Origin of the sequence: Pseudoclavibacter sp. 8L, assembly GCF_902506465.1 — a bacterium.
Taxonomy (GTDB): domain Bacteria; phylum Actinomycetota; class Actinomycetes; order Actinomycetales; family Microbacteriaceae; genus Pseudoclavibacter.
Genome location: NZ_LR733185.1, coordinates 1,163,195 through 1,180,781, shown reverse-complemented (window position 1 = coordinate 1,180,781; position 17,587 = coordinate 1,163,195). Strand labels below are relative to the sequence as shown.

General features: G+C 66.9%; 14 protein-coding genes, 1 tRNA gene and 1 riboswitch. Of the genes, 6 read left to right on the top strand and 9 right to left on the bottom strand.

The features are described from left to right. Positions 1-400: 400 nt before the first annotated feature. Positions 401-1,489: an acyltransferase family protein gene (locus tag GV007_RS05565; RefSeq protein ID WP_160071318.1), complete on the top strand. Its 1,089-nt coding sequence runs from the start codon at positions 401-403 to the stop codon at positions 1,487-1,489. 402 nt (positions 1,490-1,891) lie between these two features. Here the strand turns inward: GV007_RS05565 and GV007_RS05560 are convergent. Further along, positions 1,892-1,964, bottom strand: a tRNA-Lys gene (locus tag GV007_RS05560). Positions 1,965-2,070: 106 nt separating this feature from the next. Between GV007_RS05560 and GV007_RS05555 the strand changes: the two genes are divergently transcribed. Next, the gene (locus GV007_RS05555; protein ID WP_160071317.1) at positions 2,071-2,502 is read left to right on the top strand and encodes a DUF1801 domain-containing protein; all 432 of its coding nucleotides are present in this window, start codon (positions 2,071-2,073) and stop codon (positions 2,500-2,502) included. Here the strand turns inward: GV007_RS05555 and GV007_RS05550 are convergent. Then, complete coding sequence (locus GV007_RS05550) at positions 2,417-3,559, bottom strand: acyltransferase family protein (protein WP_160071316.1); 1,143 nt, start codon at positions 3,557-3,559, stop codon at positions 2,417-2,419. The two genes, GV007_RS05555 and GV007_RS05550, sit on opposite strands and share 86 nt — an antisense overlap. Positions 3,560-3,636: 77 nt before the next feature. Here GV007_RS05550 and GV007_RS05545 point away from each other — a divergent pair, with 77 nt between their 5' ends. After that, entirely contained in the window at positions 3,637-4,686 is a 1,050-nt protein-coding gene (locus GV007_RS05545; protein ID WP_160071315.1) for a MauE/DoxX family redox-associated membrane protein, read from the top strand. A gap of 158 nt (positions 4,687-4,844) precedes the next feature. Here the strand turns inward: GV007_RS05545 and GV007_RS05540 are convergent, their stop codons facing one another. The 5 genes from GV007_RS05540 to GV007_RS05520 all read right to left on the bottom strand — a co-directional run bounded on the left by GV007_RS05540 (position 4,845) and on the right by GV007_RS05520 (position 12,456). Then, positions 4,845-5,732, bottom strand: coding sequence for a bifunctional methylenetetrahydrofolate dehydrogenase/methenyltetrahydrofolate cyclohydrolase (locus GV007_RS05540; protein ID WP_160071314.1), 888 nt, complete (start codon positions 5,730-5,732; stop codon positions 4,845-4,847). Next, entirely contained in the window at positions 5,729-7,003 is a 1,275-nt protein-coding gene (gene glyA / locus GV007_RS05535) for a serine hydroxymethyltransferase (RefSeq protein ID WP_160071313.1), read from the bottom strand. Before glyA ends, GV007_RS05540 begins: the two co-directional genes overlap by 4 nt. Positions 7,004-7,052: 49 nt before the next feature. Continuing rightward, positions 7,053-7,137, bottom strand: a riboswitch (ZMP/ZTP riboswitch). A gap of 3 nt (positions 7,138-7,140) precedes the next feature. Continuing rightward, positions 7,141-7,770: a Pr6Pr family membrane protein gene (locus tag GV007_RS05530; protein ID WP_160071312.1), complete on the bottom strand. Its 630-nt coding sequence runs from the start codon at positions 7,768-7,770 to the stop codon at positions 7,141-7,143. Between the two features lie 103 nt (positions 7,771-7,873). Further along, positions 7,874-8,668, bottom strand: coding sequence for an AraC family transcriptional regulator (locus tag GV007_RS05525; protein ID WP_160071311.1), 795 nt, complete (start codon positions 8,666-8,668; stop codon positions 7,874-7,876). A 314-nt stretch (positions 8,669-8,982) separates the two neighbouring features. Next, a complete protein-coding gene (locus GV007_RS05520) occupies positions 8,983-12,456 on the bottom strand; it encodes a proline dehydrogenase family protein (RefSeq protein WP_160071310.1) in 3,474 nt (1,157 codons plus the stop codon). 83 nt (positions 12,457-12,539) lie between these two features. Between GV007_RS05520 and GV007_RS05515 the strand changes: the two genes are divergently transcribed. Further along, positions 12,540-13,463: a LysR family transcriptional regulator gene (locus GV007_RS05515; protein ID WP_160071309.1), complete on the top strand. Its 924-nt coding sequence runs from the start codon at positions 12,540-12,542 to the stop codon at positions 13,461-13,463. On the opposite strand, the gene GV007_RS05510 is transcribed toward GV007_RS05515, so the two are convergent. Beyond that, on the bottom strand, positions 13,435-14,694 hold the full coding sequence (locus tag GV007_RS05510) for an MFS transporter (protein WP_160071308.1): 1,260 nt from the start codon (positions 14,692-14,694) through the stop codon (positions 13,435-13,437). The two genes, GV007_RS05515 and GV007_RS05510, sit on opposite strands and share 29 nt — an antisense overlap. 146 nt (positions 14,695-14,840) lie before the next feature. Here GV007_RS05510 and purU point away from each other — a divergent pair, with 146 nt between their 5' ends. Both purU and GV007_RS05500 read left to right on the top strand, forming a co-directional pair. Next, positions 14,841-15,698, top strand: a complete 858-nt coding sequence (purU, locus tag GV007_RS05505) for a formyltetrahydrofolate deformylase (protein ID WP_374953203.1) — start codon at positions 14,841-14,843, stop codon at positions 15,696-15,698. Between the two features lie 411 nt (positions 15,699-16,109). Then, the gene (locus GV007_RS05500; RefSeq protein WP_160071307.1) at positions 16,110-16,856 is read left to right on the top strand and encodes an endonuclease domain-containing protein; all 747 of its coding nucleotides are present in this window, start codon (positions 16,110-16,112) and stop codon (positions 16,854-16,856) included. A 59-nt stretch (positions 16,857-16,915) separates the two neighbouring features. On the opposite strand, the gene GV007_RS05495 is transcribed toward GV007_RS05500, so the two are convergent. Then, positions 16,916-17,518 (bottom strand): TetR/AcrR family transcriptional regulator, encoded by a 603-nt coding sequence (locus GV007_RS05495; protein ID WP_160071306.1) that lies wholly within the window; start codon positions 17,516-17,518, stop codon positions 16,916-16,918. Positions 17,519-17,587 lie beyond the last annotated feature (69 nt).

Below are 17,587 nucleotides of genomic sequence, written 5' to 3'. Positions count from 1 at the left end.
TGAGGGTTCGCGGAGAGCCTTGTGTCATGGGGACGAACTTCGTTGTTGAGTCCGAGATTTTTGCAGCGGACCCCGTGTAGACAGTTGCCCCCGCAGTCCATTGCGTCCCCTTCACCGGACCGAACACCGCCGTTGAAGTTGCGTTGGAGGCGCCCCCGAGACCCACAGCTGATCTAGCTGCCGCTTGGAACCATCTTGTAGGTGCACGACAAGGAATAACTCCCGTTAGGCAATCCAGCATCGTATCCGCTGATCCACATGTGGCCCGGGTTCCCTGTGGTGTACGCCTTCTCATAGCCGTAGTTTGCGGCTCAGACCGGGAACCCATCGATTACCGGGAGCGCACGACCGATTCGCCTTATTGTCGCCCGAAGTTGTGAAGCGCTGTTAGCAGCGTCCCGTGACTCCGACACTGCGCGATGCGCTCTCCACGCGCGAGAACGCGCTCAACTTCGTTCGCCTCGTTCTCGCGGCCGTGGTGATTTTCGAGCACACCTGGATCATCGGCGGGTACGAAAACGCGCCCGATATTCCACTCGCCTCCTGGGCAGTGAATGGCTTCTTCGCCATCTCCGGATACCTCATCGCGGGATCGAAGATGCGTCTTGGCTTCCGCGAGTACATGGTGCACCGAGCATTCCGCATCTTCCCCGCGTACTGGGCCGTCCTCGTACTAACCGCGTTCGCTGTCGCCCCACTCGCTTCCTTCGTAGGCGGCGGGCAGTGGCAGCTCGGGAGCGCGCTCAGTTACGTCGGCAACAACTTCCTGCTCTCGGTGTCGCAGTTCGGTGTCGGTGAAACGCTCGCGACCGCGCCGTATCCAGATGTGTGGAACGGATCGATCTGGACCCTCTTCTTCGAGTTCGTGGCATACATCGCAGCCGGGGTGCTCCTCACGTTCGCGTGGGTGCGACGACACGCGCTCCCCATCGTCGCGATCGGCTTCGTCGGCATCGTTGCCGCCCAGATCCTCGCCCATGGGCCACTCGAGGTCACAACCAACCTCTTCCTGAACCTGCTGCGGTTCGGCGCGTTCTTCGCAGCCGGCATGCTGCTCTACTTCCTCGGGCCGAAGCTGCGACTGCGCAATTCCTTCGCCGCAATCGCCGCCGTCCTCATGGTGCTGCTGTTCGCGTTCGATCTTGCCATCTGGGTCGGACAGCTTCCCTTCGCGTTCCTCATGCTCTGGGCGGGTGGACGCCTCCCGGTCAGGATCGGTGTCAAGAACGACGTCTCCTACGGCCTCTACATCTGGGCGTTCCCAGTCCAACAGTTCGTCATCCTGCTCGGACTCGGAGGCTTAGGGCCATGGGGCACCGCCGTGCTTTCACTGCTGATAACACTGGCCCTGGCATGGGGATCGTGGAAGCTCATCGAAGAACCCACGAATGGGCTGCGCCGCAAGATTCCGAAGTCCTGGCTGGGGCCGCGGCCAAACAATCAGGAACTCGCTCGGCCCCGCCCCCGAGGGATCACGCCGCAATCTTGAGCCGAAACAAGGCGGTGGGGCAGTACCCGTCCTGGCCAAATGTCACGGGATCCCACTCAGTGAGCTTCCAGGGAATGTCGTTCACATCCGAGGCGCCGCATCTCTTCCAGATATCACTGGTTACCCACCCAGATATTGACCCGCGAGTGTGCGTCTCATCGGCTGTTGGTTCGACCTTGAAGCGTCAAGCAGTTCTTGGCCGGCCCATGAACCGGCGGCACATAACCAGCGCACTGGACGCTACGCAGTCGAACATCAGTGGCAAATTGCGGGCGTCGGCGCTGGTAGAACCACCGTGCAGTCCAGGTGGCACGAGTCGTGGAGCTACCTGTGGCACACCTTGACGGCGAGGTCGACAACGACGCGCCGCTGCGTTCGATCGTTGACCAGCAGGGAGAAGGGTGGGCCCGGTGGGGCTCGAACCCACGACCCGCGGATTAAAAGTCCGATGCTCTGCCAACTGAGCTACAGGCCCCACAGTCGCCTGGCGTGCGGCGACCGTGGGGAATCCTATCGCGAAACGAGACCTCACCTCTGCTCAGGCGGCCCCATTTGTCGGCGGCCGGGGTCATACTCTCGTCATGGCAGATACGAAGACGAAGCCGTCAGACGTCTCACCCGATCTCCTCATCGATCAGGCAGAGCCCGCGGGGCGACGCGAGGATGCGCGCGTCCTGAAGGAGATCATGGATCGGGTCACGGGCGAGGAAGCCGTCGTGTGGGGTCCCACGATGATCGGCTACGGCCGCTATCGGTACACGTACGAGAGCGGCCATTCCGGCGAGGCGATGATCCTCGGATTCGCGCCTCGCAAAGCCTCGATGTCGATCTACGGACTCCAGATGTGGGCCCCCGAGGGACTCCTCGAGCGGCTCGGCAAGGCGAAGTTCGGCAAGGGCTGCGTCTGGGTGGGGCGGTTCTCGTCGCTCAATCTCGAGGTGCTCGAAGAGCTGGTTCGACTCGCGTGGTCGCGGCGGGAGGAACTGCAAGCAATGTTCCCGGGGGATGCCTGAGCGAGAGCACCCCGATGGCCCGCTCGAGCGGCCCGACCCCGAGGTAGCGCCGCCAGAGCGTCGCGAACAAGATGCACACGACCATGATGGCCACCATCGTGAGCAGGCCCTGCGGTTGACGGTAGACGAGACCAGGGCCCGCGAGCCAGTTCTCTTCGCCAAGGAGCAGCTGCGACCAGATCGCCGTGAGGATGAGCACGTGTAGGCAGTAGACCGTGAACGCCATGGTGCCCATGTCGGCCAGCGGCCTCGTCAGGCGGGCGAACCAGGTGCGCATGCGCTCGCCCGAGAAGTCTCCGAGGAGCTGGATGCCCGCGTACGCGAGCAGCGCGAGCCCGAGGTCCCGCGCCTCGTCACCGTAGGAGCCCGACTGGGTGACGCCGGTCGCCATCTCCTCCCACCGCCGCGCAAACAGCGACACCCCGAGGAGCACCGCTCCCCCGCCAAACGTCCAGGCCGTTCGGCTCCGGTTGCCGAGCTGCCAGCGGGCCAGGAGGAACCCGATCAGCAACATCGGCAGCAGGTTCGTGAGGCGATACGCGGATCCGAGGACCGTCCAGTCGAGCAGGAGGGCGGTCGGGTCGAACATCGATGACGGCGAGAACGCGGACGTCAGCGCCCAGTCCCGCGCTGCCTCGTTCACGATGGGCGCCAGTGCGAGGAAGAGCAGCGCCGCCCCGGCCGACCAGGCCGCCGGCAGAAAGAGGAACGGCGTCGCCACTAGCATCATGATGCCCAGAAAATCCAAGACGATGAGCACGCCGGAGAAGTTGATGCTCAGCAGCAGCCCCACGAAGATGAGCACGATCGCCTTGATGACCCACGAGAGCGCGAAGAAGCTCTTCCGTCGGGAATCCCACCGTGCCGCATCCCGCAGCTGGTAGCCGGCCGTCACGCCGATGACCAGCGCGAACAGCGGCGACGCGGCGTCGTTCAGGAACTGGAAGAGCACCTGCAGGGCCCGCGGTTCGCGGTCGTCCAGGAACACGACCGTGTGGGCGATGATCATGGCGAAGATCGCGAAGCCGCGCACCACATCGAGGGAATTCAGGCGCATGCGTCGATCTTCGACGGCCCCGCGCCACCGGTCAAGCTCAACGAGACGACGCGCCGCCCAAGGGCGATAATGAACGAGTGCTTCCCACCTTCGTGATCTTTCCCGCGCTGATCGCCTGCGTCCTCATCGCCAGCGGCGCGTTGAAGCTCCCCCAGCGCTCCCGCACACTGCAGTCGTTCGCCGCGTTCGGCGTCCCCGCCCCGCTCCGGAAGCCGTGGACCGCAGTCGCGCTGCCGGTGGGCGAGATCATCCTCGGAGCCGCGCTGCTGCTCCTCAGCGGACCGGCCTACCTGATCGCCGCCACCCTCGCCGCCGCCCTCATGGCGACCTACCTGGTCGTGGTGGCACGCAGCGTCGCCAAGCGACAGGCCGTCGACTGCAACTGCTTCGGGGCGCTCAGCACCGAGCCGGTCAGCCAGATCACGATCTGGCGGAACGCGGGCCTCACACTCGCAGCGCTCCTCGCGATGCTCCTCCCGGGCATGGCGCTCGGAGTACCGACCCAGCTTGCGCTCTTCTCGCTCGACGACTGGCTGTGGCTCGCCGCGACCACGACCGTCGCGCTCGTCGGCATCATCGCTGGCCTCGTGAAGCCACCCGTCTCCGCGCCGACGGCGACCCGCGACGCGACGGTCGGTCAGGACTTCGAACTCGTCGAGGGCCCCGACCTCATCTCCGACCCCGCCGCCCGGGATGCTATCCCGCACAACCTCGAACTCGTCTCCGGGGACGGCTCACCGGAGCTGCTCTACAACCTCGTCGTCGTCCCCCAGAAGACGACGATCCTCATCTTCGCCCGCGTCGGCTGCGGTTCCTGCGGGCCCGTGCTCAGCCAGATCGGCGACTGGTCGCGGCGGCTGGGCGACGACGCACAGATCATCGTCGCCACCTCGTCGAGCCGCGCATCCATCAAGAAGAGCTACCCGAGCGCGCTGCCCCACACGTACTTCGGCGCGAAGGCTGCCACGGAGTTCTTCGAGGCTCACGCGACCCCCGCGGCGATCCTCCTCGCGGCCGACGGCACCATCGCATCGCCCCCCGAGTTCGGTGGCGACATCATTGCGGATCGCGTCGAGCAGCTGGTGTCCTCGTTCGCGGCGCAGCGTCAGTCTCAGCCGCACGGCTGAGCCCCAGGTCGCGACTGACTTGGTCCAGTCGGCACACGCGCTCACCTTCTGATGGCTGGTGGCTCATGGCGGCGGACTGCGGGTTGCGAAGAAGTTGATACGCAGAAGGGTGCGGACAGTTCGATGAACTGCCCGCACCCTTGGCACGAAACCGGTTGTTAGACCGCCGGGTTCAGGCGCTCGGCCTGCTCGACGACGTTCTCGAGGAGCAGCGCCCGCGTCATGGGGCCGACACCGCCGGGGTTCGGCGATACCCAGGCGGCCACGTCCCAGACTCCCGGGTCGACGTCGCCCGCGACTCTGGACTTGCCCGTCTCCGGGTCTTCGATGCGGCTGACGCCGACGTCGAGGACCGCGGCGCCCGGCTTGACCCACTCGGGGCGCACGATGCCGGCGACACCTGCAGCCGACACGATCACGTCAGCTTCACGGGCGAGCGCCCCGATGTCGGGCGTGCCCGTGTGGGTGAGCGTGACCGTTGCGTTGTTCTCGCGTCGCGTGAGGAGCGGACCGATCGAGCGGCCGACCGTCACGCCACGGCCGATGACAAGCACGTGCTTGCCGTTGAGCGAGATGTCGTTGCGGCGGAGCAGCTCGATCACGCCGCGAGGCGTGCAGGGCAGCGGTGTCGTGATCGGGTCGTTGGCGTTGAGCACCAGACGACCCAGGTTGGTGGGATGCAGCCCGTCCGCGTCCTTCGACGGGTCGATGCGCTCGATCACACGGTCCTGGTCGATGTGCTTCGGCAGCGGCAGCTGCACGATGTAGCCCGTGCACGCGGGGTCGGCGTTGAGGCGGTCGATCTCCGCCTCGAGCTCTTCCTGCGTGGTCTCGGTAGGGAGGTCGACACGAATCGACTCGATGCCGACCTCAGCGCAGTCGCGGTGCTTGCCCGCTACGTACCACTTCGAGCCGGGGTCTTCTCCGACGAGGATCGTGCCGAGTCCGGGGACGACTCCGCGCTCAGCGAGTGCGGCTACGCGCTCACGGAGCTCGGCCTTGATCTCGGCTGCAGCCTTCTTGCCGTCGAGTGAGGCAGCCGTCATGCTTCGCCGAGGCCTGGGTAGAGCGGGAACGCGTCGGCGAGCGCCTTGGTGCGGGCTCGCAGAGCTGGCACGTCGGCGTCGGGGAGGAGCGCGAGGGCGATGACGTCGGCGACCTCGGTGAACTCGGCGTCGCCGAAGCCGCGCGTCGCGAGAGCGGGCGTGCCGATCCGGAGACCCGACGTGACCAGCGGCGGGCGCGGGTCATTGGGGACCGCGTTGCGGTTGACGGTGACGCCCACCTCGTGCAGGAGGTCTTCGGCCTGCTTTCCGTCGATCTCAGCGTTGCGCAGGTCGACGAGGATGAGGTGCACGTCGGTTCCGCCCGAGCGGACCGAGATGCCGGCCCCGGCCACGTCTGCCTGCTGGAGGCGGTCGGCGACGATCTTCGCGCCGCGCAGCGTGCGCTCCTGGCGGTCCTTGAAGTCGTCGCTCGCGGCGAGCTTGAACGCGGTGGCCTTGCCGGCGATGACGTGCATGAGCGGGCCACCCTGCTGGCCGGGGAAGACAGCGGTGTTGATCTTCTTGGCCAGGTCGGCGTCGTTCGTCAGGATGAAGCCGGAGCGCGGTCCGCCGATGGTCTTGTGCACCGTGCTGGACGTGACGTGCGCGTGGGGCACCGGGTTCGGGTGCAGACCTGCGGCGACGAGTCCGGCGAAGTGCGCCATGTCGACCCACAGGTAGGCGCCCACCTCGTCGGCGATCTCGCGGAACTTCGCGAAGTCGAGCTGACGCGGGTACGCCGACCAGCCGGCGACGATGACCTTGGGCTTGTGCTCGAGTGCGAGCTCGCGCACCTGCTCCATGTCGATCTGCGAGGTCTCTGCGTCGACGCCGTACGCGACGATGTTGTAGAGGCGGCCGGAGAAGTTGATCTTCATGCCGTGCGTGAGGTGTCCGCCGTGGTCGAGCGACAGGCCGAGCAGCGTGTCGCCGGGACGGGCGAGGGCGTGCATGACGGCGGCGTTGGCCGTCGCGCCGGAGTGCGGCTGCACGTTCGCGAAGGCCGCGCCGAACAGCGACTTCGCGCGCTCGATGGCGAGGTTCTCGGCCACGTCGACGACCTCGCAGCCGCCGTAGTAGCGACGCCCGGGGTAGCCCTCGGCGTACTTGTTGGTGAGAACGCTACCCGTCGCCTCGAGGACGGCGCGCGGAACGAAGTTCTCGCTGGCGATCATCTCGAGCGTGGAGCGCTGGCGGTCGAGCTCCTGCTCGAGAACCGCAGCGATCTCAGGGTCTACTTCACTCAGCGGGGCATTGAACGTATCGGTCACGAAGACTCCTTCAGGAAACCGGATGGCACGGCGAACATGTGGTCGTGAACCGGCGAGCCCAGGCGAACGGCTCGAGAACCCGAAGAGCCGCTCCCTGGTGGTGACCCACCTGAACGCCAGTCGCGGCCGTCATAAGTCTACCGCGACTTGGCTGGCCTCCGCGAGAGCAGTGTCACGAGCCAGGTCAGCGCCAGGCCGAGTGCGACGAGGCCGATGATGGTCAGCACGACGGGCGCGTAGCCCTGGTTCGTTGGGTTCAGGAACGGGTAGGGGTACCAGCCGGTGAGGTTGCCGCGGATGAGCGAGAACGCCGCGTATCCGGCGGGGAAGATGAGCCAGATGAGAGCGGGGGCGAAGCGGATTCGCTTGGTCGGCCGGTCTATGAGGAGGTCGATCAGCATGACGACTGGCATGGCGTAGTGCAGCACGGTGTTGTTCCACGGCACGGCCGTGAAATCGACGTCACTCAGGCCGGAGAGCAGCAGGGAGAACCCGATGCCGACGATGAGGATGTACACCGCGACTGCCGCGCGAAAGGCGTTGATTCGCGCACCCTGTGCATTCGCAGCGGTCGCGACTCCGCTGATCAGCAGCGAGAGGACCACGAGGATGTTCGTCTCGATCGTGAAGTAGGCGAAGAACTGATCGGGCACCCAGGTTCCGCGCTCCACGATCGTCGCTATCTCCGAGACGATGGATGAAAAGGCAAGCAGACCGAACCCTATCTTGGCGGTGACCAGCGCGGGGCGGTGAATCGACGAAGCCACGAGGCGTCCTTTGATCGGCGGCGGGGGAATCCTTCATCGCGGTTCTCTGCATTCGACGCAGAGCCGAGATGCTTGCGGGAGCCGCACGCATGAGGCTACGCGGTCAGGCGTTCTCTCTGCGGTAGTCAGCGGGTGTCACGCCGAGTTTTGAGAGGAAATGTCGCCGCATCGTTGTCGCGTCCCCGAATCCCGCCGCCGCCGACACCTCGCTCAGCGACATGGCCGGCTGCTCGAGGAGGATCGCGGCAGCAGATCTCACTCTGCGCGCGGCGATGAGCCCGGCAACACCATCGCCGTGCTCCGCGAGATCCCGGTACAGCTTGCGGCGACTGATGTGCAGGGCTCGCGCGATGCTGTCCGCATCGAAGCCCTGGAGCACGTGGTACTTCTCGATGAGGTCGTGCACGGCGGCCTGCAGCCGCAGCGACTGCTGCGCCGGAGTCATCGTCGCCGGCACGACCTGCAGAAGGGCGGAACGGAGCAGGTCGTAGAGCACGGGCTCGGCAAGCCCCGACGACACCTGCCCGCCCCCCTCCGCGGTGGCGTCCTCGACGAGGTAGCGCCCGACGAAGGCCAGGAAGGCGGACGTGAGCGCGCTCTCGGGCAGACGCACCGGCCACTGTCCGCTCGTGACCCGCGAGTCCTTCGAGATGTCGTGGATGGGGACAGCCATGCCGAGTGTCTCGACCACGCCGATACTCGCGGTGACAAGCGGATGCGTTGAGTTCACGACGAGCACGTCGCCTGGACCCAGCACCCCCGTGTGCTTTCCGTTCCGATACTTCAGCGAACCCCGCAGCATGCCGACCGCGATGAGCTTCTCGTGCGCATCCCGAGTGAAGTCCTCCCCGCCGCGCTCGACGCCGGAACTGGTTCGCAGCGTTCCGTAGAGATGCACAGAGCCGACGAAGGCTTCGAGTGTGTACGCGTGGAACGCGGCGGCCGCGGCGGAATTCCCCGCCCTCGAAAGGCCGAAGAATTCCGCGATCCCTGATTCCCCGTGGAATTCCCGGAACGCCCCGGAAACGAGATCCTCCGTCGAGAAATGCGCGAACGGCTCCCCCGTGTGCGCGATCCTCGCGATCCAAGCACTGAGATCCTGCCTCGAACTCTCAAGCACCGAATACCCCCGAAAACAACCGCCTGAACTTCACGCCAGGATACCGAGAATTACCCGACGGTCGAACTGGAGGCGAATTCAGTGACGTCAGTTCAGCGTGAGAGAAGCCCTTCCGTGAGCCCATTCGGCGTTCCGAAACGGTGCGCGGTAATGGAGACCGCCTGCTCCCGCAAGAACGGGAGCAGCTCGACACGGCCGGCCTCAGTCACCTCTCCCGAATAGATCGCGAGGTCGACGCGGCCATTCACGGCTCGCGCCAGCGCCACGGGATCGCCGCCGATCATGCGCATCCGACCGGCATGCAGCGAGCCAGCCGAGCCGAGGAACTCGGCATCGGTCTCAGCCCGCATCGGCACCCCGGCGCCAGCGAGTGCGGCCTTCGCCGAGGACGGCAGAGCGACGCCCGTCGACACGCGCAGACGGGCGCTCGCGACGAGACCCGCAGAGATCACCCGAAGGAGATCCGCGACCCGGGCATCCTCGGAGAGGCGCACGACGATCTCCCCAGGGAACGTCAGGTAGCGGAACACGTTTCGCTCCGCGTAGAGGGCCTGCACGTCGCGGTCACGTCCGAACTCCTCAGCCCACGCGTGCGCGTCGCTGCCGAGCGCACGCTCGAGCATCGCCGTATCGGCGTCGGAGAGCGCAGAGGGGTGCGCCTTCGCGACCGCCTTCGCCGCGTCGAGCAGCGACTGCGCCCCTGCGTCGACGATGGGCGCCGAGAGTGCGGAGGCCGATCGCTGCCACGTGCCGAGACCGACGAGGTAGTTCGGCCCGCCCGCCTTGGTCGTGCATCCCACAACCGACTTCTTCCAGCCACCGAACGGCTGACGCTGCACGATGGCGCCCGTGATGCCACGGTTCACGTAGAGGTTGCCCGCCTGGATGGTGTCGAGCCACTGCGAGACCTCACCGCGGTCGAGCGAGTGGATTCCCGACGTCAGGCCGTAGTCGACCTCGTTGACGATCTCGATCGCCTCCTCGAGCGTGTCGGCCGTCATGATGCCGAGAATCGGGCCGAAGTACTCGACGAGGTGGAACTCGGAACCGCGCTCCACGCCCACCCGCACTCCGGGGCTCCAGAGCTTGCCGCTGTCGTCGAGCTGCTTCGGCTCCACTGCCCACCGCTCCCCCGCCCCGAGATTCGTGAGGCCGTCGAGCAGCTTCCCCGAGGCCGGAGTGATGATCGGCCCCATCTGCGATGCGGCATCCCACGGGTAGCCGACCGTGAGCGAGCGCACCGCATCGAGGAGCTGCTCGCGGAAGCGGCGCGAGCGCTGTGCCTGCCCGACGAGCACCACGAGCGACGATGCGGAGCACTTCTGGCCGGCGTGGCCGAAGGCCGAGGCGACGACGTCCTTCGCAGCCAGGTCGTAATCGGCGCTCGGCGTGACGATGATGGCGTTCTTGCCGCTCGTCTCCGCGAGCAGCGGCAGCTCGGGGCGGAACGAGCGGAACAGCTCGGCGGTCTCGATGCCGCCCGTCAGGATGACGCGATCGACCGAGGGGTTCTTGATGAGCTCGCTGCCCAGCTCACGGTCCGAGAACTGCACGTACTGCAGCACCTCACGCGGCACTCCCGCCTCCCAGAGGGCCTCGACCATGAGGGCGCCGCAGCGCGCTGCCGGCCGCGCGGGCTTGATGATGACGGATGCGCCGGCCGCGAGCGCGGCGAGCGTCGACCCCGCGGGAATCGCGATGGGGAAGTTCCAGGGCGGGGTCACCACGATGACCTTCGACGGCACGAACGACGCACCGTCGACGACGTCGAGACCGCGCGCGAGCTCCGCGTAGTAATGGGCGAAGTCGATCGCCTCCGAGATCTCGGGGTCCGACTGGTCGAGCGTCTTCCCAGCCTCCGATGCCGCCACCTCCATGAGGTCCGCGCGTCGACGCTCCAGCGCGTCACCAGCCCGGTGCAGCACCTCCGCGCGTGCCGCGCCGGACAGCGCACCCCACGACTGGCTGCCCGCGACGGCACGCGTGACCCGCGCGTCCAGTTCGCCGAGCGTGCCGACCGTGTTGGCCTCGATCGTCTCGGTGCCGAGGGCCGAAGCCTGCGCACGCTCGCGGATGCCGCGCGCCCAAGCCTGGTTCACGGGGAGCGACGGGTCGGTGTCCGGCGTCTCCTCGAAGCGGTCGGCCGGCAGCACCGCCGGCTCGGCAGTGCGGTCCTGCACTCGGTTGCTGGGAGGGACGACGCGGTCGAGCGCATCGAGGGAGGCGACGAACCGCTGCGACTCGCGCTCGAACAGCTCCTCGTTGTCGGCCAGCTCGAACACCGCCGACATGAAGTTGTCCTGGCTCGCGCCCTCCTCGAGGCGGCGGATGAGATAGGCGATGGCCACATCGAACTCCTGCGGGTGCACAACCGGCACGTAGAGGAGGAGCCCGCCGACCTCGCGCTTGACGACCTCAGCCTGGCTCTGCGCCATGCCGAGCAGCATCTCGTACTCGATGCCATCCGTCGCTCCCCGGCGCTTCGCGAGCAGCCAGGAGAAGGCGACATCGAAGAGGTTGTGGCCCGCGACGCCGACGCGCACGTTCTTCACCCTCTCCGGAGTGAGGGCGTAGTCGATCACGCGCTTGTAGCTCGTGTCGGAGTCCTGCTTCGTCCCCCAGGTCGCGAGGGGCCAGCCGTGCAGGGACGCCTCGACACGCTCCATCGGCAGGTTCGCGCCCTTCACGAGGCGCACCTTGATGGGGGCGCCGCCGCGGGCGACGCGCTCAGCCGACCATTCCTGCAGGCGAATCATCGCCGAGAGCGCGTCTGGCAGGTAAGCCTGGAGCACGATGCCGGCCTCGAGGCTCAGGAACTCAGGGGCGTCCAGGATGCGCGTGAAGACCGCCATGGTCATCTCGAGATCCTTGTACTCCTCCATGTCGAGATTGATGAACTTGCGGTTCGGGCTCTCGACGGCAAGGCGGTACAGGGGGGTGAGCTCCTCGACGACGTCGGTGACGGCTTCCTCGAACGCCCAAGGCTGGTGCGGTGCCGTCGTCGAGGAGACCTTGATCGAGACGTAGTCGACATCGTCGCGCGCAAGCAGTTTCGTGGTGCCCTCGAGGCGGCGGGCCGCCTCCTTCTTCCCCAGCACGGCCTCGCCGAGCAGGTTCAGGTTGAGCCGGACGCCCTTGCCTCGGATCTGCTCGATGGCCGGCCCCAGCTTCGCGTCCGTCGCATCGATGATGAGGTGACCGACCATGTCGCGGAGTACCTTGCGAGCCACCGGCACGACAACCCCGGGGAGGATCGGGGCCACGGCGCCTCCGACGCGCACGGCGCTCTTCATGTACCAGGGCAGGAAGCCGGGCACCTCGTCGGCGATCGAGCCGAGCTTGCGTGCCGCGACCTTGAGGTCCTCGGGGCGCACGACGCCGTCGACGAAGCCGACCGTGAAGTCGAGCCCCCGCGGGTCCTTGAGCACTCCGGCGAGCTGAGCGGCGGATGCATCCACCGGGATCTCGGCGGCCTCCGTGAGCCAGCGGCGCACGAGTGCGACTGCCTCCGGCGCGAGGTCGGTGAGGGAATCTGCGGGGAAGACAGGCGTCACGGTGGCGGTCATGTGACCCAGTATCAGCACCGGACTTCCGTTAGGTAAAGTGAAGGAAATTGACGCGTTTTCATCAGCACGTGTGATGATTGACCATGCTCGACGTACGCAAGCTCCGACTCCTCCGCGAAGTGCAGCTGCGCGGCACCCTTGCCGAAGTCGCCAAGGCCCTCAACTTCTCACCGTCGGCCGTCTCGCAGCAGCTCTCAGCCCTCGAAGCGGAGCTCGGCGTCGAGCTCCTCCGCAAGCACGGGCGGCGCGTGCAGCTCACCCAGCAGGCCGAGATCCTTGCCGGACACACCGCCGAGATCCTCGAACGCCTGGAGATCGCCGAGCAGGAAGTGCTCGCCTCCTTCACCAGCGCCGTTGGCACCGTGCGCCTCGCCGTCTTCCAATCCGCGGCACTCACCCTCATCCCGCCGCTGCTTCGCGTGCTCGCCGAAGAGCACCCAGGGCTCCGCATCGAGATGGTGCAGCACGAACCGGAGTCGGCGCTGTTCGACACCTTCGCCGGCGACTTCGACGTCGTCGTCGCGGAGCAGTACCCGGGCCACGCCGCCCCGCACCACCCCGGCCTCGACAAGCGCCTCCTCACCGACGACGCCCTCCGCCTCGCCGTGCCCGTCGACTCGCCCGTGACCACGCTCGCCGACACCAGGGACCTTGCCTGGGTCATGGAACCGCAGGGCTCCGCGTCGCGCCACTGGGGCGAGCAGCAGTGCCGCGTCGCCGGCTTCGAGCCAGACGTCCGCTACGAGACCGCCGACCTGCAGGCGCAGATGCGCTTCATCGAGACCGGGCACGCGGTGGGCATCCTCAACGACCTCACTTGGGCGCACGCCGCCCCCAACGTGCGCTTCCTGCCGCTGAGCGGGGTCCCACGACGCGAGATCTTCACATCCATCCGCACGGCGAGCGCCGCATCGCCGACGATCGCCGCCGTCCGCGACGGACTGCAGCGGGTCGCCGACGACCTCAGCTCGACCGGGCTCAGCTCGACTGCTGGAGCGGGCGCCTAGCCAGCACCGCGTCGAGCACCAGAGCGCTCACGAGCCCCAGCCCGACCATCGCGATGAAGAACACGGGCAGCGCCACGAGCCCTGCCGCATCCAGCAGCAGACCGCCGACCAGCGCGCCCGAACCGATGCCGAAGTTGAAGCCAGACGTGTACAGGGCGCTCGACAGGTCGCGGTGGCGAGAGGGGGCTGCGTTCAGGATGCGCGACTGCAGCAGCGGCGGCAGCACCCCCATCCCGAGACCCCAGATGACCAACGCGATGAGCGCCACTGTCGTGTCGTGCGCGAAGAGCAGCAGGGTCACCGCGACGAGCATCAAGATGTAGCCCGTCGCCAGCCCCACACGCGGCCGCGATGTGAACACGACACCGGCCAGCGCAGTGCCACCCGCCGACGCGATGCCGTACGCGAAGAGCACGAGGCTCAGCGTCGCAACCGGGAAGCCGATGACGTCGAGCGAGTACGGCGAGATGTACGAGTAGAACGCGTACTGGGCGGTCATCGTGATCAGCGTGATGACACAGAGCAGGATCACCGTCAGCAGGGAACGTTGCGCGAAGCGAACGCGCTTCACCGGCGCCGCAGGCTCGTCCGAGTCGTCCGGGAGAGCGATGGGTCGCGTGTAGAACGAGTCGTCGAGGTGATTCACCCGAGGCAGCAGGAACCAGAGGAGCACCGCGACGAGCAGCGTGATGACCGCAAGCGAGCCGAACGCGAAGCGCCAGCCGAACGCCTGACCCAGCGCCGTGCCGATCGGAACGCCGAGGACATACGCGATCGCCCCGCCGCCGAGCGTGATCGAGACCGCGCGCGTGAGCAGCTCCTTCGGGGCGATGAGCGAGATGTACGAGGCGACGACCGCCCAGAAAACACCGTGCGCGAGGCCGGTGATGACACGCGTCACGACGAGCCACGCGTACGTGGGAGCGAACGCAGACGCGATGGAGCCGATCGCGAAGACCGCGAGCACGACGACCAGGAGGGCATGCCGCGGAACACGTTTCGTGAGTGCCGTCAGCGGCGTGCTCGTCAACACGACCGTGAACGCGAAGATGGTCATCAGCCAGCCGATCTCCGCGCGAGTCGCGCCCAGATCGACCGTCATGAGCTCGAGGAGCCCAGTCGGGAGCATCTCGATCGTGACGCTGATGAACGTGGAGAACGCGAGCGCGATGAGAGGGACGAGCGGCAGCCGAGGGGCAGACGTCAGCGGAGAAGAAGTGAGAGAAGTCATTCGCAGGATCCGAACGGCGCACTCCGGACGAGCGGGAAACCTCGTCAGGGAGTCGACTGCGTGCATACCGGCACGCCGGGGGCCGAGCGATCCGCTCGACCACGTCCGATTCTATACGGTGGCGTCAAGACGGCTACCCTGAACTCGTGATTCCAGAAGCGACTCGATGGGTGCTCACCCTCAACTGCCCAGACCAGCCAGGCATCGTCCACGCCGTCACGGGAGCCATCGTCGACTCCGCGGGCAACATCGAGGAGCTCCAGCAGTTCTCCTCGATCGACACCGGTCGCTTCTTCATGCGCGTGGACGTGCGCACCGACGCCAGCCGCGAGGAGCTCCTCGCTCGACTCGAGCCCGTCGCCGAGCGGTTCAGCGCGGAGGTCTCCCTCGACAACGCCGGCCGCCCCGTCCGCACCCTGGTCCTCGCAACCAAGGCCGGACACTGCGTCAACGACCTCCTCTTCCGTCAGCGCTCCGGCCACCTGCAGATCGACGTGCCGCTAGTGCTCGCCAACAACGAAGCCCTCAAGGGCCTCGCCGAGTTCTACGAGGTGCCGTTCGAGTATCTGCCAGTCACCGGACCCGACGAGAAGGCGGCGTTCGAAGCGCGCATCCTGCAGGTCGTGGAGGAGCAGCAGATCGAGCTGGTCGTGCTCGCTCGCTACATGCAGATCCTCTCCCCCGAGCTGTGCGCGGAGCTCGCGGGCCGAGCCATCAACATCCACCACTCGTTCCTCCCCGGCTTCAAGGGAGCGAACCCCTACCGGCAGGCGCACGCGCGTGGCGTGAAGCTCATCGGCGCAACCGCTCACTTCGTGACCAGCGACCTCGACGAGGGTCCGATCATCGAGCAGAACGTCGTGCGCGTCGACCACACGCGGGCACCCCAGGAGCTCATGGCCATAGGCCAGGACGAGGAATCGCGCACCCTCACGCAGGCCGTGAAGTGGTTCTCGGAGCACCGCGTGCTCCTCGACGGGCAGCGCACGATCATCTTCCACTGATCCGAGCCGATCGCTCCGGTCACGCCGAGCCGCGCGCTGCGGGCGGCCCGCGCCTCCGCCTCCGCCACTGCCGCTCCCGCTCCCGCTGGCCAACTTCCGTGATGATTCGCCCCCGGCGGACGCGGAGGCGGCTCTCAGCCCACGCTGATCCCGGAAGCTGACCGCGCACTTCGGAGCACCGAGGCTGTGGATAGGGCGATCCCCACAGCCAGCAGGCTGCTGGTCTCCTCGCCAGGCGAACTTCGTTGTGATGGGCGCATGCCTGCCCGGAAAGCCACCCGATCGCCCACACTGCCCAGCGGTGGAGTCTTCTCGCGGACTGAGTGGGACGCGGCTGGCGGAACACGCCGCGAGCTCGACGCATCGCTCAGAAGTGAGTCCTTCAGGAGGATTTCGCCGGGGTGGTACGCCATGCCCGATGCGTCATCCGCCGTCGTGGAAGCCGTGCTGGGGCACACGCGAGCAACCTGCCTCACGGCGCTGAAGATCCTCGGGGCTTGGACCCCGCCCCACGCCGCGGCCCACGTCCGGATCGCCGCGAGCGCGCCGGGCCGAACTCGCGCGACCTCACCGAGCTTGCACTCCGGGAGCCTCGTCACACACCGCGCGTCGGTCCTCGAGGCGCGCCCGATACAGAAGCACGCAGTCGACGACATCGACCTCGCCCTGGAATGTGCGCTCCCGTGCCTCTCCACGCGCGATCTTGTCGTCGTGGCCGACTCTGCGTTGCAGCTGCGCCTCACCACTCGAGATGCACTCACAACAGTCGCCTCCCGTGTTCCGCTCTCAGCTCAGGCCAAGCTGAGGTTCGTGGATGCCCGGAGCCAATCTGGCACCGAGAGCATCGTCCGACTCTGGTTCCAGCTGCGTGGCTTCGCCGTCCATCCGCAGTTCACGGTGGCTGGCGTCGGCAATGTGGACCTCCTGGTCGGCGATCGACTCATCATCGAGTGCGACTCCAAGGAGTTTCATGCGACCGAGTGGGACTCGCGCAACGATCGGCGGAGAGACCTGGTGCTGAACAGGCTCGGCTTTCGAGTCCTCCGCTTGACCTACGAGCAGATCATGTTCCAGTGGCCGCGCGTCGAAGCCACGCTGCTCGCTCTCCTCGCCGACGGCAGCCACGTACGCCGCTCGAGACGTCACCGAAGGATGTGACCTACTCCCGGGACGAAGAGACGTGAACGCACTTTGAAACGCCGGGCCACACGCATGCATCACGCAAGTTGGCCCGGCCGAGGCACTGAGGGTGTCGCCGGGAGCGCGAGGGCAGCAACCTGCGCGGCGAGGATGGACCGGCGGTCGACGTGCTCCGACGTCGTGTCCAGCATGATGCCGTGGAGCTGCCGGAGCGTCCACCAGCCGTTGACGAGTGTGACGACGCTCAGGAGGACGTGCCGAGACTCAGCTTCGCTCAGCCAGGGGCATGCCGAGCGAATGGCCTCAGCCTTGCCTGCGCACCGCGCGATGCGTTCCTCTAGCGCAGGACCCCCTTCGGTCTCGAGCCCCTCCCACGCCAGGAGACGCGGCAGCTCCGGATGCTCGCCGTACCGGTCGAAGAGTGCTGCCGCGTACGCGCCGACGGCTTCGGGACCGGGGCCGGTGAGTTCGGCCCCGTCGAAGATGCGCAGCAGGGCATGCTGCAGGACACTCGCGAAGAGCGCCTGCTTGTCGCCGAAGTACTGGTAGATGCGCTCCTTGTTGACGCCGGCTTCCTTGGCTATCGCGTCGATCCTGGCCCCCGCGAAGCCCCGATCGCTGAAATGCTTCGTCGCCGACTCCAGGAGCAGCTGCTTGGTGCGTTCCGTGTCCCAGGCCATGGGCAATGGTACCAACTCCAACCGACTAGTTGCTTTTACCTCCCACCGCTTCTAAGCTCAATCTCCAAC

Bases quoted from the DNA above. Each gene is read 5' to 3' on its own strand.
- GV007_RS05500 (WP_160071307.1), top strand. From the start codon at position 16,110: ATGCCCGATGCGTCATCCGCCGTCGTGGAAGCCGTGCTGGGGCACACG.
- GV007_RS05550 (WP_160071316.1), bottom strand. From the start codon at position 3,559: ATGCGCCTGAATTCCCTCGATGTGGTGCGCGGCTTCGCGATCTTCGCC.
- GV007_RS05520 (WP_160071310.1), bottom strand. From the start codon at position 12,456: ATGACCGCCACCGTGACGCCTGTCTTCCCCGCAGATTCCCTCACCGAC.
- GV007_RS05555 (WP_160071317.1), top strand. From the start codon at position 2,071: ATGGCAGATACGAAGACGAAGCCGTCAGACGTCTCACCCGATCTCCTC.
- GV007_RS05495 (WP_160071306.1), bottom strand. From the start codon at position 17,518: ATGGCCTGGGACACGGAACGCACCAAGCAGCTGCTCCTGGAGTCGGCG.
- GV007_RS05540 (WP_160071314.1), bottom strand. From the start codon at position 5,732: ATGACGGCTGCCTCACTCGACGGCAAGAAGGCTGCAGCCGAGATCAAG.
- GV007_RS05510 (WP_160071308.1), bottom strand. From the start codon at position 14,694: ATGACTTCTCTCACTTCTTCTCCGCTGACGTCTGCCCCTCGGCTGCCG.
- GV007_RS05515 (WP_160071309.1), top strand. From the start codon at position 12,540: ATGCTCGACGTACGCAAGCTCCGACTCCTCCGCGAAGTGCAGCTGCGC.